The following is a 14,412-nucleotide window of genomic DNA, read 5'->3' as shown; positions in this document are numbered from 1 at the left end:
ACCGCATGCAACCACTACAAGCTGGTACCCAGGCCCCCGATTTTTCCCTGTCCGATCAGGACGGCAACCCGGTTCGTCTTGCCGACCTGCGCGGCAAGAAGGTACTCATCTATTTCTACCCCAAGGCGATGACTCCGGGCTGCACCACTCAGGCCTGTGGTCTGCGCGACGTCAATAGCGAGCTGGCCGCCCTCAACGTGGTGGTGCTCGGCATCAGCCCGGATCCGGCCAAGCGCCTGAAGAAATTCGAGGAGCGCGACAGCCTTAATTTCCGCCTGCTGGCCGACGAAGATCACGCTGTGGCCGATGCCTTTGGCGTCTGGGGTCCGAAGAAGTTCATGGGCAAGGAGTATGACGGCATTCACCGTCTGAGCTTCCTCATCGATGAAGAGGGCAAGGTCGCCCACCGCTTCGACAAGTTCAAGACCAGCGACCACCATCAGGTGGTGCTCGACCTCATCAAGGGCTGACCCCGCCCGGCATTAAAAACACACCATACAAAAAGGGCCTGCAACTGCAGGCCCTTCGCTTGTCTAGCTCGCCAGTCTCACTGTGTGATGATGGCATCAGCCAACACATCCCTGTGGAGGCGCCATCTCGGCCCCCTCTTTCGTTGCCCCGTCGGCCAGAGCCTGTGGTCACAGCGACGAAGTCATCGTTGTGTTGGTCGTGCATGCGCCTGTTTCGGGTGCTTGGGTGGCAGGTCATTTGGTACAAGCCAAATGACACCTCTCTTGTTGCCAGCTCAGGCCGAAATACAAGTGCGTAGCCGTTACATTTAATTAACCAGTCACAGACCCGTTTTGATTTCCCAACCCCGCTTTCTCGCCAACCTCCCATGCCAGATCAAAAAATTCATCTGAGATATGGGTTAACGTGACCCCAGTTTCATTTTCCAGTGAGAAAAGCCCATGAACATGAGCCATACCGAACGCCTGCTCCTGAGCAATCAGTACGAGATCCTGGCCAAACTCCATCCGGAAAAGGCAGCGTCTTACCAGCGGGCCAGCACCATCATAGCGCGCGGCTACTGCCTGCAGATCCTCGAACTGGAGAAGAGCTTCGGTCATCTGGATCTGGCTACCTGTCAGGAGGTGATCGACACCCTGGAGCTACACCATGCACTGGCCATCTCCTGGGGCAACCTGGATGGCGCAGATCAAGGTGAAATCAATGCCAGCCGGCTGGAGTTCAATGGCTACAGCCGCAGCCAGGAGCGGGAGCTGGCCGACTACGTCTGCTTCCTGCTGGAAGTGGACAAGCGCTTCCCCGAACTCAAGTGCCCGTGTGACGAGCTTTCCAGCGACATCGCCATGCGTGACAAGTACCAGCGGATGCTGACCGTATGGCGCCAGTGCCCCCGTCAATACAAGCTCTCCATCCAGGAGATCCGCAAGGTATTGGCAGCCTGATCGCCATAGATGGAAAAGGCGCCTCTGGGCGCCTTTGTCTGATTGGAAAACTGTGCTCGTCTATTCGTAGAGAAAAGATTTGTCCAGCTGCTTGAAGGCGGCATTGAGAGTATCAGCCAGCTCTTCGTAACGGGGCTGGGCCACCAGTTGGCGATGCCCGCCCTGCTCGTTCATCTTGCCGTTGATCTCGCGATACCAGCTGGCAAGGGAAGGAGGCAGACGGGTATCAGCTCGCTGACCGAGCCAGTAGTAGCCTTGCAGCGGCAGGCTGAGCAGAAACAGCACAGAGGCCATGACCGAAGGCCAGTAGTGCAGCTCACCAAGCTGGAACTGCAGCATGACGCTGAACACCGCCAGCGCCGGGATGATCTTGAGGGCGAATTCGGTGGCCTTGATCACCCGGTTCTCGGGAAACATGGAATTAAGCTCGGGACGGCGGGGCCAAAGGGTCATATAATGACGGCCTTGCTGTAACTTAGTTCCAAAAATGTTCATGCTCATGCTACCTCCGAGCTCTTTTCGAACGTATTAACGGCAAAACCTCGACTATATTTGATGTGCAATAACAAAGGTTGAGGATGACTTTGTTATTTTTCAACAATCGGGTTATCCTTTGTACGCCCATTTTTTGCGCCAACTGCCTGCCGTTGAGCGGTCAGTGACGTCTGGATTTCGGGTCTTGTATCACTATACAAGGGGCAAGCAATAGATTGCCAACCCTCAATAAGGATAAGTTGAAAGTTTTTGGACGCAGCGCGTCCAGCGCATCCTCCTACACAACCCAATCTGCGATAGGATTTATTCATGAGTAAGCTGGTTCTTGTACTTAACTGTGGCAGCTCGTCCCTGAAGTTTGCTGTCATTGACGCAACCACCGGTGATGATCTGTTGTCCGGCCTGGCCGAGTGTTTCAACCTCGACGACGCCCGCATCAAGTGGAAACTGAATGGCGAGAAAGGCAGTGCCGATCTGGGCGCAGGTGCCGCTCACCAGGAAGCGCTGGACTACATCGTCAACAAGATCCTGCCGCTCAATCCGGAACTGTCCAAAAATCTGATCGCCATCGGTCACCGTGTTGTTCACGGTGGTGAGCGCTTCACCTCCTCCGTCGTGATTTCTGATGACGTGATCGCCGGCATTGAAGCCGCCGTGCCGTATGCACCGCTGCACAACCCGGCTCACCTGATCGGTATCCGTGAATCCCGCCGTATCTTCCCGGCCCTGGCCGACAAGAACGTGGCCGTGTTCGACACCGCATTCCACCAGACCATGCCGGAAGAAGCCTTCCTGTACGCCCTGCCGTACAAGCTCTACAAAGAGAACGGCATCCGTCGCTACGGCGCTCACGGCACCAGCCACTACTACATCAGCCTGGAAGCGGCCAAGCAGCTGAACAAACCGGTTTCCGATCTGAACATCATCAACTGCCACCTGGGCAACGGCGGTTCCGTCTGTGCCATCAAGAACGGCAAATCTGTTGATACCTCCATGGGTCTGACCCCGCTGGAAGGTCTGGTGATGGGGACCCGCTCCGGCGATCTGGACCCGGCCATCATCTTCTTCCTGCATGACAAACTGGGTATGAGCGTGGCGGATATCAACACCATGCTGACCAAAGAGTCCGGCCTGCAGGGTCTGACCGAAGTCACTTCTGACTGCCGTTTCGTTGAAGACAACTACGACAGCAAAGAAGAAGCCAAGCGTGCCATGGACGTTTACTGCTATCGCCTGGCCAAGTATATCGGCGCCTACGCCGCCGCCATGGACGGTCGTCTGGATGCCGTGGTCTTCACCGGTGGTATCGGTGAAAACTCCGCCCCGATCCGTGAAATCACTCTGAACAAGCTGGGTCTGCTGGGCTTTGACGTCGATCACGACGCCAACCTGGCTGCCCGCTTCGGCAAGGGTGGCGAGATCACCAAGGCTGGTTCCACCAAGGCCCTGGTAATCCCGACCAACGAGGAGTGGGTCATTGCCCACGATGCGCTGGAACTGGTCGGCGCATAATTTCGCTGTAGAGCAAGGCCGCCCCAGGGCGGCCTTTTCCTGATCCCAAAAAATGAACAAGGGGTATTAAGTGGCACGCACTATTATGCTTATCCCGGTCGGCACTGGTGTCGGCGTAACTTCCGTGAGTCTTGGCGTTGTCCGCGCCATGGAACGTCACGGTGTCAATGTCAGCTTCTTCAAACCGGTCGCTCAGCCACGTCCGGGTGAAACCGGTACTGAGCGCTCCACCGCCGTGATCCGCGCCGCTGCCAACATCAACCCGCCCGAGCCGTTCGCCCTCTCCTACGCCGAGAACATGATCACCTCCAGCAATACCGATATCCTGCTGGAAGAGATAGTGGCCCGCTTTGAAGAGCACGTGAAAGCGAGCGGTGCCGAGGTGCTGGTCATCGAAGGCATGGTCCCGGCCGACAAGCAGCCGTTTGCCAACAAGCTGAACTACGACGTCGCCAAGGCGCTGGATGCCGACATGGTGTTCGTGACCCATCCGGGCAATGACTCCAGCCAGAAGCTGAAAGAGCGCATCGAGCTGGCCTGCTCCAACTTCGGTGGTGTCAGCAATCCCCGCATCGTGGGCTGCGTCATCAACAAGGTTGGTGCACCGGTTGACGAGCACGGCGTGACCCGCCCTGACCTGACCGAGATGTTCGAGGCGCACCACCATGCGTCTGAAGCGGCTCATAATCTGGAAGTGCTGCAGGTGTTCGGCAAGAGCCCGCTGCGCATCCTGGGTTGCATCCCCTGGAATACCCAGCTGATCGCCCCCCGTGCCAAAGATCTCGCCAAACACCTGGCTGCCAAGATCCTGCACAAGGGTGAGCTGGACAGCCGTCGCCTGCAAACCGTGACCTTCTGTGCCCGTTCCATCCACAACATGGTTGAGCACTTCCGTCCGGGCAGCCTGCTGGTGACCTCCGGCGACCGTTCCGACGTCATCGTCTCCGCCTGCCTCTCCGCCATGAACGGCGTCAAGCTGGGCGCGCTGCTGCTGACCGGCAACTATCATCCGGAACCGCAAGTGCTGGCCCTGTGCCAACAGGCCATGGCCACCGGCCTGCCGATCATGATCACCGGTACCAACACCTGGCAGACCGCCGTCAGCCTGCAAAACTTCAACGTCGACATTCCGGAAGATGACCGCGAGCGTATCGAACTGGTGCAAGACTATGTGGCTGGCCACATCGACAAGCACTGGATCGAGTCGCTGACTGTCAGCTCTACCCGCTCCCGTCGTCTTAGCCCGCCGGCATTCCGTTATCAGCTGACCGAGCTGGCCCGTCAGGCCAACAAGCGCGTCGTGCTGCCGGAAGGTGAAGAGCCGCGTACTATCAAGGCTGCCGCCATCTGTGCCGAGCGTGGCATCGCCCGTCCGGTGCTGCTGGGCAACCCGGAAGAGATCCGTCGCGTCGCCGAACAGCAGGGCGTGGTGCTGACCGACCGTGTCGAGATCATAGATCCGCTGGAAGTGCGTGAGCGCTACGTGCCGCGTCTGGTCGAGCTGCGCAAGAACAAGGGCATGACCGAAGTGGTCGCCCGCGAACAGCTGGAAGACAACGTGGTGCTGGGCACCATGATGCTGGAGCGTGGCGAAGTAGACGGCCTGGTATCGGGCGCGGTACACACCACCGCCAACACCATCCGTCCGCCGATGCAGATCATCAAGACAGCCCCGGGCTCTTCCCTGATCTCCTCCATCTTCTTCATGCTGCTGCCTGATCAAGTGCTGGTGTACGGCGACTGTGCGATCAACCCGGATCCCACTGCCGAGCAGCTGGCCGAGATCGCCATCCAGTCCGCCGACTCCGCCGCTGCCTTCGGCATCGAGCCGCGTGTCGCCATGATCTCCTATTCTACCGGTACCTCTGGCGCCGGTGCCGATGTAGAGAAAGTGCGTGAAGCGACCGAGCTGGCCAAGGCCAAGCGCCCCGACCTCATCATCGACGGCCCGCTGCAGTACGACGCGGCCATCATGGAGAACGTGGCCAAGTCCAAGGCACCGAACTCACCGGTTGCAGGTAAAGCCACCGTGTTCGTGTTCCCGGACCTGAACACCGGTAATACCACCTACAAGGCGGTACAGCGTTCCGCTGACCTGGTCTCCATCGGCCCCATGTTGCAAGGCATGCGCAAGCCGGTCAACGACCTGTCCCGTGGCGCCCTGGTTGACGACATCGTCTACACCATCGCCCTGACCGGTATCCAGGCAGCTCAGGCCGAGTAATCGACTTTCAGCCTGCCCAGTGAAAAACCCGCCGAGAGGCGGGTTTTTTTATGGTCGGCGGGCAATATGTTGATCTGCAAGATCACATCAGGATCCTGACCGGATCCCCATCCTCATCACCAGCGCCTGCCAGGCAAGGGGGAGAAGATAAGCAAACACTCACACCCGCCAGAGCCGATTGCACAATTGCCCCCCAGCAGAGATCAGATCAAAATACCCCTTTAAGATCAGCTAACTAACACTAGACACACCGCTAATCTACAGAGTTTTCCACAGCTTTTGTGGATAGTTTACTGATCATTTGAAAGAAAATGACAGACTCGCACTTCCCCCTGGCTCACCTTGCGCAGGCAAAAAGGACTCCCATGAACCTCTTTAGGCAATCGTCCCATCGGCGTCACAATCAGGGGCGCTGTGCCTTGTCCACTTGGGAGAGATCACGCACCGTCTACCTTGACCTTGAGGAATAACAAAGGGGCTCCGAAGAGCCCCTTTTCGACAACCGTCTCATCCGCGTAACAATCAGGCGCGCAGTGCCTTGTCCGCCCGGGAAATGCCGCAGACCCCGGAGCGCACCACCTCGATGATCTCGTTAGTCTGCGCTGCGGTCTTGATAAAGGCATCCAGCTTCTCGCTAGTGCCCACCAGCTGTACCGTGTACTGTTCCGGGGTCACATCGACGATCTGGCCACGGAAGATGTCCGCCAGCCGTTTCAGCTCGTCGCGAGCCCCACCGCTGGCGCGCGCCTTGATCAGGGCTATCTCCCGCTCGATATGCTCCCCTTCGCTCAAATCGCACACCTTGAGCACGTCCACCAGCTTGTGCAATTGCTTCTGGATCTGCTCCAGCACCCGCTCGTCACCCATGGTGACGATGGTCATGCGCGACAGGGTGGGATCCTCGGTAGGCGCCACCGTCAGGGTCTCGATGTTGTAGCCGCGCTGGGAAAAGAGACCTACCACGCGACTCAGGGCGCCGGATTCGTTCTCCAGCAGTACTGAAATGATATGCCTCATCAGGTTCTCTCCGTCTTGCTCAGCCACATCTCGTCCATGGCACCAAACTTGATCTGCATCGGGTAGACATGCTCATCCGGATCGACCGAAATATCCATGAACACCAGCCGATCCTTCATGGCGAAGGCCCTCTCCATGGCACTCTCCAGCTCGGCCGGATCGCTCACTGCGATGCCGACGTGGCCATAGGCCTCCGCCAGCTTGACGAAGTCAGGCAGAGATTCCATGTAGGAGTGGCTGTGACGGCCGCCGTAGAACATCTTCTGCCACTGCTTGACCATGCCAAGGGCACGGTTGTTGATGGAGATGATCTTGATGGGCACACCGTACTGCAAACAGGTGGAGAGCTCCTGGATGTTCATCTGCACCGAGCCGTCACCGGTGACGCAGCAGACCACGGCATCCGGGTTGGCAAACTGGGCGCCCATGGCGGCCGGAATGCCAAAGCCCATGGTGCCGAGGCCACCCGAATTAATCCATTGGCGCGGCTTGGCAAAGGGGTAGTAGAGCGCGGCAAACATCTGATGCTGGCCAACGTCGGAGGCGACGAACGCCTCCCCCTTGGTCACCTTGTAAAGCGCCTCTATGACCTGCTGCGGCTTGATCAGGGTGGGGTGGGTCTCATAGGCCAGGCAGTTGCGAGAACGCCACTGGGCGATCTGACTCCACCAGTCCGCCAGCGCCTGCTTGTCGTTGTCAAAGCCACACTCGCGGACCACGTCCAACAGCTGCTCCAGCACGGTTTCCACCGAGCCGACGATGGGCACATGGGCCTGCACCGTCTTGGAGATGGAGGTGGGATCTATGTCGATGTGCACTATGGTGGCGTTGGGACAGAACTTGGCCACGTTGTTGGTCACCCGATCATCGAAGCGTGCACCCACGGCGAAGATGAGATCCGCGTTGTGCATGGTCTTGTTCGCTTCGAAAGTGCCATGCATCCCCAGCATGCCGATGCACTGCGGATGGGTGCCGGAGAAGACCCCCAGCCCCATCAGAGTGGTCGTCACCGGCAGGTTTAACAACTCGGCCAGCTTGGTTACCAGATGTTCCGCATTGGCATTGATGGCACCACCGCCCACGTACATGACGGGGCGCTGCGCCTCCACCAGCAACTTGGCGGCCCGCTTGATCTGGCCCTTGTGTCCGACCTTGGTCGGATTGTAGGAGCGCAGGGATACCGACTCGGGATACTGGTAGGGGAACTTCTCTTTCGGATTCTGCACATCTTTGGGCAGATCCACCACCACCGGCCCCGGGCGGCCGCTGGCAGCTATGTAGTAAGCCTTCTTGATGGCCTCGGGAATATCGCTGGCTTTCTTGCACAGGAAGCTGTGCTTCACCACAGGACGGGAGATGCCGATCATGTCGGTCTCCTGGAATGCATCCTCCCCGATCATGCTGGTCGGCACCTGGCCGGACAGGATCACCAGAGGGATGGAGTCCATGTAGGCGGTCGCGATCCCCGTGATACAGTTGGTGGCGCCGGGACCCGAGGTCACCAGCACTGTGCCCACCTTGCCGGTGGAGCGGGCGTAGCCGTCCGCCATGTGCACCGCGGCTTGCTCGTGCCGCACCAGGATATGTTCCATCTTGCCGTTTTCAAAGAGAGCGTCATAGATGTCGAGCACTGAGCCACCAGGGTAGCCGAAAACATGCTCAACTCCCTGATCTTCCAGCGCTCTAACCACCATCTGGGCGCCTGATAACATCTCCATGATAAAGCCCTCCAGGCTTTGCTCCGTTAAGCGAAAGCTATCGACAGTCCGCTGCTTCCCGGCAGCGCCGGTCCGTGTCTTGTTGTTGTCTGAATACGGGCCAGGCGAGTTCGGTGCCGTCGATAGTAGAAAAATAGGTTTTTTCCATCATTCACCCCAAAAGCGGGTGAAAAACCAACTTAACCCGCTTATGAACGCTTGTCCACGGCTTTGTCTGACCATAACAGTCATAAATTTCAAACAGCTATTAACATTCAGTGACTTAATAAGACGGGTGGGAACAATGCGGGGAAGATCCGAGACTGGCTAGCGGATCATGCTGTCACCATGAGGGGAACGAGAAAAAATAGCCCGCCTCTGGGGGCGGGCCATCAAGCAGAACATAGACTTACTGCTCGTCTTCCGGCTCTGCCAGCCAGATCTGCTGATCAGGATCCGTCTCTTCGCAGACCGAGATGCTGACCCCCATGTCCAGCAATTCGTGCAGGGTCAGATTGTCTGCCAGGTTCATGGTGTCGCCGTTTTCATTGGTAAAGCGCATTGTGTCCATCCTCTCCTTGGTGGGATCACTTTCAGTCTAGTCAAAGGCGCTCACTTGCGATAACCAACCGCGATTGAACGGACATCCACCTTCCAACTCACTCAACCGGTCACACACCTCTTCCGGAAACAGGGTGCGAGCCCACAGTCGGCGTGAAAGCTGGGCCACGCTCTCCTTTGCCCCAGCCGCAAGCCAGCACGCCAGTTCGCCCGCCACATCGGGATAAAAGATCTGGCCCGGGGCCGAGGCATCCAGCCAGGCCCGCACCGCATTGGCATCGAGCGTATCCATCAGCCGGGCCAGCCCCATCAGCTCCAGTGTCTTGCCGTTGGTCAGCTGTTCGAATTGCCCCCCCAGCGGCTTGACCAACAGCTTTTTGCCAAGCGTCAGCGCCTCCGAGGAGAGCTCGAAGCCGCCGTTGGTGATGACACCACGACAACCCGCCAGTAGCTGCTTGAAGCTTTCCCGCGCCTGCGGCTCGAAACGTATGTTGCGCCACTGACTGGCGCTGCGAATGGCCGGGTGAAAGCAGACGAAGCGCTGCAGGTTAAAACGCGACAACAGGGCCGCTATCGCCTCAGTCTGCTCAAACGGCAGATAGACCAGGATCTGCTGATTGTCGGGGGCCAGGGCGATGGGATCTATGATGGGCGGCAGCAGCGGCTGGCCGAAGTGAAACCAGTGCAGTCCGAGGGACTGGCGGACCGGCGCGAAGTGACGCATCAGCTGGCGGTTGAAGCCGCTCTCGCCCCAACGCGGGATAGGCCAGTCGAAACTGGCCTGATGGCTGATGGTGAGGCTGGGTTTGTCCCAGCGACGGGCAGCATGGGCACTGAGCGGCTCGAAGTCGCTGATCACCAGATCGTAATTGCGGCAATCCAGGGCCCGCATGTCCCGCCAGAAGCGTAGGGGCAAGAGCCCCTTGAGGGTCCGCCAGCCCGAGATGGCACCTTCGTGACTGACAAAAGTGATGCCAGCGAAGGTACGATAATCGCCAAACTCGGCCATCTCGAAATAGCCGTCGGCGGGGCGACCGCTGAACAGGTAGTCGACCTCAAGCCCACGGGCGCGCAGCGCCCGCGCCAGGGTGCGACTGCGGCTGATATGGCCGTTGCCGGTGCCTTGCACGCCAAACAGTATCCTCATGGATGGCTCCAGCCGAGCGCCAGCACGGCGCAACCGCCACCCAGCAGGGCCCCCGCCACCAGATCACTCAAGTAGTGCACCCCGAGCAACAGCCGTGACGCCCCCACCAACGCAGCCCAGCCAAACAGCAGGGGCGCCCAGAGCGGAAAGCCGGTGGCCAGTATGGTGGCCATCAGGAAAGCAGCTGCGGTATGGCCAGAGGGCAAACTGTAACGATCCGAGGGGGTGATGAAAACCGGCAGGCCTCGCGGGCGCTGGCGTTTCAGCACGTTCTTGAGCAGCAGATAGAGCGGCAGTTCGATGGCGAAGGCAAGCAGGGCACCCCCCACCAGCTCACGCTCTGTCTCCCCCTGCCACCAGAGCAGCGCAGCCAGCACGGCGTAGAGCGGGCCATCACCGGTGCGGGAGATGAGTCGGCTGATCCTGGCCTGCGGCCGGTTGTAGGCGTGGAGCAGGCAGATGCGGCACACCTGCAGGTCCCATTGCTGGATCTTGTTCATCACCCCTCCTTCCCTGACGTCTCTGTGCAGGCTAGGGCGGCGAGGTGACACTTGGTTGACGGTCAGATAACAGATTGATGAAAAAAGGGCCGAATGGCCCTTTTTTACGGCAAGCATGGCAAACGATCAGTTCAGGGCGCCGCGCATGCCATTCTCCATCAGCCGGCAGTTGTGATCCGCCAGACGGGCCATGAAGTGTTCATCCACGGTCAGGCCAAACACCTGTTCGTAAAGATCTTTCATCACGAACGGCTGCCACATCATGCTGAGGAAGGAGATCTTCAGCATCTCGGGATCCAGATTGTCACCCAGTTCACCGTTGCTCTTCATGGACTCCAGCAAGGCATCAAACTGGGGCAGTTGGCGCTCCAGCAGACGATTCAGCACAAAATCCCGCCCTGGGCTCTTCTCGGTCGATAATGCGCTGGAGATGGCGGAGGTCAGTTCGCTGTTGGGGGTCATCACCTGATAGTAGGTGTTGAGCAGATCATTGAGGCTACGATTGCTGGTCTCATCATGCCAGGCCTGGTCCAACGGCTCGGCGACATCGCCCAGCACCGCTTTATAAAGCCCCTCTTTACTGCCGAAGTAGTAGTGGATCATTGCCAGATTGGAGCCAGCCAGCTCGGCGATCTCGCGGGTAGTGACCTTGCTGTAGGGTGTATTGAGAAAACGCTCACGAGCAGCGGAAAGCAACTTGTCACGAATGTCAGAACGCCCGACCGGACGACCAGGTCTACGTTTTTCCATTGAATACCTCAGATAATTCAGCAAAAACTGATAAGTCGATCTGATTGCGCAGATGATCTAGTACAGCAGGAATGACCAGATAATCGGGCAAGGGCCGAATATGGGACAAGTAAATTTGCACTCCTTTACAATCCGATTAAATAAACCAGCGGATTGAACCTGTGAGTCCGGGTTGACACAGCATAAAAATCTCGATATTGGTAGGAGCGTTATCGACTGGAAGGATTGAGTCATCATGCCTATTGCCGCTTCGCTACTACTACTCTCCCTAATCGCGACCAGTCGCGCGGGATCCTTGTAGCCGGGCTCAGGCACAGCCGGAATTTACAAAAACCCGTGCACCCTGCACGGGTTTTTTTATGCCGCCGCAGGGTGCACATTACCGAACTGAGGAAGAGGGAAGTCACATGTCAGATAGGGTCATCATATTCGACACCACTTTGCGTGATGGTGAGCAGGCCCTGGCGGCCAGTTTGACAGTCAAGGAGAAGCTGCAGATAGCCCAGGCGCTGGAGCGGCTCGGTGTCGACATCATGGAGGTGGGATTCCCGGTCTCCTCTCCCGGCGATTTTCAATCGGTGCAGACCATAGCCCGCCACATCAAGCACAGCCGGGTCTGCGCCCTGGCCCGCGCCCTGCCCAAGGATATCGACGCCGCCGGCGAAGCCCTGCGGGTCGCGGAGGCCTTCCGCATCCACACCTTCATCTCCACCTCCTCCATCCATGTGGAGAGCAAGCTCAAAAAGAGCTTCGAGGATGTGTTGGAGATGGGCATCAGCGCCATCAAGCATGCCCGCCGCTACACCGACGATGTGGAGTTCTCCTGCGAGGATGCTGGCCGCACCCCGATTGATAATCTCTGCCGCATGGTCGAGGCCGCCATCAAGGCGGGCGCCCGCACCATCAATATCCCGGATACAGTGGGCTACACGGTGCCGACCGAGTTCTCCGGCATCATCCAAACCCTGTTCAACAGGGTGCCGAACATTGATCAGGCGATTATCTCGGTGCACTGCCACGACGACTTGGGCCTCTCGGTAGCCAACTCCATCGGCGCCGTGCAGATGGGGGCCCGCCAGATCGAGTGCACCATCAACGGCATCGGTGAGCGGGCCGGCAACTGCTCGCTGGAAGAGGTGGCGATGATCCTGAAAACCCGCGCCGACCTGCTCGGGGTGCACACCAACATCCGCCACAGTGAAATTCATCGCACCAGCGCCCTGGTAAGCCAGCTGTGCAACATGCCGGTGCAGCCCAACAAGGCCATCGTCGGCGCCAACGCCTTCTCCCACAGCTCCGGCATCCACCAGGATGGGGTACTCAAGGCGAAAAACACCTATGAAATCATTACCCCCGAGAGCATTGGCCTGACCCAAAACAACCTCAACATGACCTCCCGCTCCGGTCGCCACGTCATCAAGCACCGGATGGAGTCCATGGGCTACGCCGAGAGCAGTTACGATCTCGACGACCTCTACGGCAAGTTCCTGACCCTGGCCGACAAGAAGGGGCAAGTGTTCGACTACGACCTGGAGGCGCTGGCCTTCTTCAGCCAGATCCACGAAGAGCCCGAGCATTTCAAGCTGCAGTATCTGGGCGTGCAGAGCGGCAGCTCGGTGCTGGCCACCGCCTCGGTGAAATTGGAAGTGGGTCAGGAGACCATCAGCGAAGCGGCCACCGGCAATGGTCCTGTGGATGCTGTCTACCAGTGCATCAATCGCATCACCGGCTATGAGATCCGCATCGACAAGTACGAACTCAAGGGCAAGGGCGAAGGCAAAAATGCCCTCGGCCAGGTCGACATAGTGGCCGAATACAAGGGCCGAAAATTCCACGGTATGGGCCTGGCCACCGACATCATAGAATCCTCGGCCCAGGCGTTGATCCACGTGATCAACAGCATCTGGCGCGCCGATCAGGTGGCCGAACAGATGGAACGCAACGTCACAAAAACAGACAAGATCAATACGGAGAGTGTGTGAGTATGAGCAGTTATCGGATCGCAGTATTGCCGGGTGACGGCATTGGCCCGGAAGTGATGGCCGAAGCCGTCAAGGTGCTGGAAAAGGTGCAGGCCAAGTTCGGCTTCGCCTTCGAATATGATCGCCACGACGTGGGCGGCATCGCCATCGACAACCACGGCACCCCGCTGCCACAAAGCACCATCAAGGGCTGTGAAGCGGCTGATGCGGTGCTGTTCGGCTCGGTCGGCGGCCCCAAGTGGGAGCACCTGCCGCCGAACGATCAGCCTGAGCGTGGCGCCCTCTTGCCCCTGCGCGCCCACTTCAAGCTGTTCTGCAACCTGCGTCCGGCCCGCATCTATACCGGTCTGGAGCAGTTCTCCCCCCTGCGGGCCGACATCTCCAATCGTGGCTTTGACATCGCCTGCGTGCGCGAGCTGACCGGCGGCATCTACTTCGGCCAGCCCAAGGGGCGAGAGGGCGAAGGGGCAAACGAGAAGGCGTTCGACACCGAGGTGTACCACCGCTTCGAAATTGAGCGCATCGCCAAGATTGCCTTTGAGTCGGCTCGTGTGCGCCGTGGCAAGGTCACCTCCATCGACAAGGCCAACGTGCTCGCCTCCTCCATTCTGTGGCGCGAGGTGGTGACTGACGTCGCCAAGTCCTACCCGGATGTGGCGCTGAACCACATGTACATCGACAACGCCACCATGCAGCTCATCAAGGATCCGTCCCAGTTCGATGTGCTGCTCTGCTCCAACCTGTTTGGCGACATCCTCTCTGACGAGTGCGCCATGATCACCGGCTCCATGGGGCTGCTCCCCTCCGCCAGCCTCAACGAATCGGGTTTCGGCCTGTTCGAACCGGCCGGTGGTTCGGCCCCCGATATCGCAGGCAAAGGGATCGCCAACCCCATCGCCCAGATCCTCTCTGCCGCCCTGATGCTGCGTTACAGCCTGGGCCAGGAGGCTGCCGCACAAGCCATCGAACAAGCCGTGGCCCAGACCCTGGCAGAGGGTTACTTCACCGCCGACCTGCACCAGGCCAGCGCCCGCTATCCGGTACAGAGCACCTCCGAGATGGGCAGTCAGATCGCCGCCCGGATCTGAGCCGCATAACAGATAACAAGGAAGAGA

13 protein-coding genes are annotated in these 14,412 nt (G+C 58.8%); 6 read left to right on the top strand and 7 right to left on the bottom strand.

Annotated features, from left to right (window positions below):
- Window positions 1–5: 5 nt before the first annotated feature.
- Both bcp and WJM78_RS02920 read left to right on the top strand, forming a co-directional pair.
- Window positions 6–470 carry a thioredoxin-dependent thiol peroxidase gene (bcp, locus tag WJM78_RS02925; RefSeq protein WP_042039376.1) on the top strand — a complete coding sequence of 155 codons (465 nt, stop codon included), beginning with the start codon at window positions 6–8 and terminating at the stop codon, window positions 468–470.
- Between the two features lie 441 nt (window positions 471–911).
- A complete protein-coding gene (locus WJM78_RS02920) occupies window positions 912–1,412 on the top strand; it encodes a YfbU family protein (protein WP_275929273.1) in 501 nt (166 codons plus the stop codon).
- Between the two features lie 60 nt (window positions 1,413–1,472).
- On the opposite strand, the gene yfbV is transcribed toward WJM78_RS02920, so the two are convergent.
- Window positions 1,473–1,913 carry a terminus macrodomain insulation protein YfbV gene (yfbV, locus tag WJM78_RS02915; RefSeq protein WP_108537486.1) on the bottom strand — a complete coding sequence of 147 codons (441 nt, stop codon included), beginning with the start codon at window positions 1,911–1,913 and terminating at the stop codon, window positions 1,473–1,475.
- Window positions 1,914–2,216: 303 nt separating this feature from the next.
- On the opposite strand from yfbV, the gene WJM78_RS02910 reads away from it, so the two are divergent.
- Both WJM78_RS02910 and pta read left to right on the top strand, forming a co-directional pair.
- Complete coding sequence (locus WJM78_RS02910) at window positions 2,217–3,419, top strand: acetate kinase (protein WP_212513679.1); 1,203 nt, start codon at window positions 2,217–2,219, stop codon at window positions 3,417–3,419.
- A 70-nt stretch (window positions 3,420–3,489) separates the two neighbouring features.
- On the top strand, window positions 3,490–5,643 hold the full coding sequence (gene pta, locus WJM78_RS02905; protein WP_042039371.1) for a phosphate acetyltransferase: 2,154 nt from the start codon (window positions 3,490–3,492) through the stop codon (window positions 5,641–5,643).
- Window positions 5,644–6,165: 522 nt separating this feature from the next.
- On the opposite strand, the gene ilvN is transcribed toward pta, so the two are convergent.
- The 6 genes from ilvN to WJM78_RS02875 form a co-directional block, all read right to left on the bottom strand.
- Entirely contained in the window at window positions 6,166–6,660 is a 495-nt protein-coding gene (gene ilvN / locus WJM78_RS02900) for an acetolactate synthase small subunit (protein ID WP_042039370.1), read from the bottom strand.
- On the bottom strand, window positions 6,660–8,378 hold the full coding sequence (locus tag WJM78_RS02895) for an acetolactate synthase 3 large subunit (RefSeq protein WP_339013425.1): 1,719 nt from the start codon (window positions 8,376–8,378) through the stop codon (window positions 6,660–6,662). Before WJM78_RS02895 ends, ilvN begins: the two co-directional genes overlap by 1 nt.
- Before the next feature lie 388 nt (window positions 8,379–8,766).
- A complete protein-coding gene (locus WJM78_RS02890) occupies window positions 8,767–8,919 on the bottom strand; it encodes a hypothetical protein (RefSeq protein WP_108537489.1) in 153 nt (50 codons plus the stop codon).
- 36 nt (window positions 8,920–8,955) lie between these two features.
- Window positions 8,956–10,065 (bottom strand): MJ1255/VC2487 family glycosyltransferase, encoded by a 1,110-nt coding sequence (locus WJM78_RS02885; RefSeq protein ID WP_339013422.1) that lies wholly within the window; start codon window positions 10,063–10,065, stop codon window positions 8,956–8,958.
- A complete protein-coding gene (locus tag WJM78_RS02880; protein WP_339013419.1) occupies window positions 10,062–10,565 on the bottom strand; it encodes a phosphatase PAP2 family protein in 504 nt (167 codons plus the stop codon). The genes WJM78_RS02885 and WJM78_RS02880 overlap by 4 nt, the downstream gene beginning before the upstream one ends.
- 126 nt (window positions 10,566–10,691) lie before the next feature.
- Window positions 10,692–11,315 carry a TetR/AcrR family transcriptional regulator gene (locus WJM78_RS02875; RefSeq protein ID WP_042039364.1) on the bottom strand — a complete coding sequence of 208 codons (624 nt, stop codon included), beginning with the start codon at window positions 11,313–11,315 and terminating at the stop codon, window positions 10,692–10,694.
- 407 nt (window positions 11,316–11,722) lie between these two features.
- Here WJM78_RS02875 and leuA point away from each other — a divergent pair, with 407 nt between their 5' ends.
- Together leuA and leuB are read left to right on the top strand one after the other, a co-directional pair.
- On the top strand, window positions 11,723–13,297 hold the full coding sequence (gene leuA, locus WJM78_RS02870; protein WP_108537493.1) for a 2-isopropylmalate synthase: 1,575 nt from the start codon (window positions 11,723–11,725) through the stop codon (window positions 13,295–13,297).
- A 2-nt stretch (window positions 13,298–13,299) separates the two neighbouring features.
- Complete coding sequence (leuB, locus tag WJM78_RS02865; protein ID WP_042039361.1) at window positions 13,300–14,385, top strand: 3-isopropylmalate dehydrogenase; 1,086 nt, start codon at window positions 13,300–13,302, stop codon at window positions 14,383–14,385.
- Window positions 14,386–14,412 lie beyond the last annotated feature (27 nt).

Origin of the sequence: Aeromonas popoffii (assembly GCF_037818705.1) — a bacterium.
Taxonomy (GTDB): Bacteria; Pseudomonadota; Gammaproteobacteria; order Enterobacterales; family Aeromonadaceae; genus Aeromonas; species Aeromonas popoffii.
This window is presented reverse-complemented; position numbering and strand designations above follow the sequence as displayed.

Excerpts from the sequence above, each read along its gene's own strand:
- bcp (WP_042039376.1), top strand. The coding sequence starts at position 6 with ATGCAACCACTACAAGCTGGTACCCAGGCCCCCGATTTTTCCCTGTCC.
- WJM78_RS02920 (WP_275929273.1), top strand. The coding sequence starts at position 912 with ATGAACATGAGCCATACCGAACGCCTGCTCCTGAGCAATCAGTACGAG.
- yfbV (WP_108537486.1), bottom strand. The coding sequence starts at position 1,913 with ATGAGCATGAACATTTTTGGAACTAAGTTACAGCAAGGCCGTCATTAT.
- WJM78_RS02910 (WP_212513679.1), top strand. The coding sequence starts at position 2,217 with ATGAGTAAGCTGGTTCTTGTACTTAACTGTGGCAGCTCGTCCCTGAAG.
- ilvN (WP_042039370.1), bottom strand. The coding sequence starts at position 6,660 with ATGAGGCATATCATTTCAGTACTGCTGGAGAACGAATCCGGCGCCCTG.
- WJM78_RS02895 (WP_339013425.1), bottom strand. The coding sequence starts at position 8,378 with ATGGAGATGTTATCAGGCGCCCAGATGGTGGTTAGAGCGCTGGAAGAT.
- WJM78_RS02890 (WP_108537489.1), bottom strand. The coding sequence starts at position 8,919 with ATGCGCTTTACCAATGAAAACGGCGACACCATGAACCTGGCAGACAAT.
- WJM78_RS02885 (WP_339013422.1), bottom strand. The coding sequence starts at position 10,065 with ATGAGGATACTGTTTGGCGTGCAAGGCACCGGCAACGGCCATATCAGC.
- WJM78_RS02880 (WP_339013419.1), bottom strand. The coding sequence starts at position 10,565 with ATGAACAAGATCCAGCAATGGGACCTGCAGGTGTGCCGCATCTGCCTG.
- WJM78_RS02875 (WP_042039364.1), bottom strand. The coding sequence starts at position 11,315 with ATGGAAAAACGTAGACCTGGTCGTCCGGTCGGGCGTTCTGACATTCGT.
- leuA (WP_108537493.1), top strand. The coding sequence starts at position 11,723 with ATGTCAGATAGGGTCATCATATTCGACACCACTTTGCGTGATGGTGAG.
- leuB (WP_042039361.1), top strand. The coding sequence starts at position 13,300 with ATGAGCAGTTATCGGATCGCAGTATTGCCGGGTGACGGCATTGGCCCG.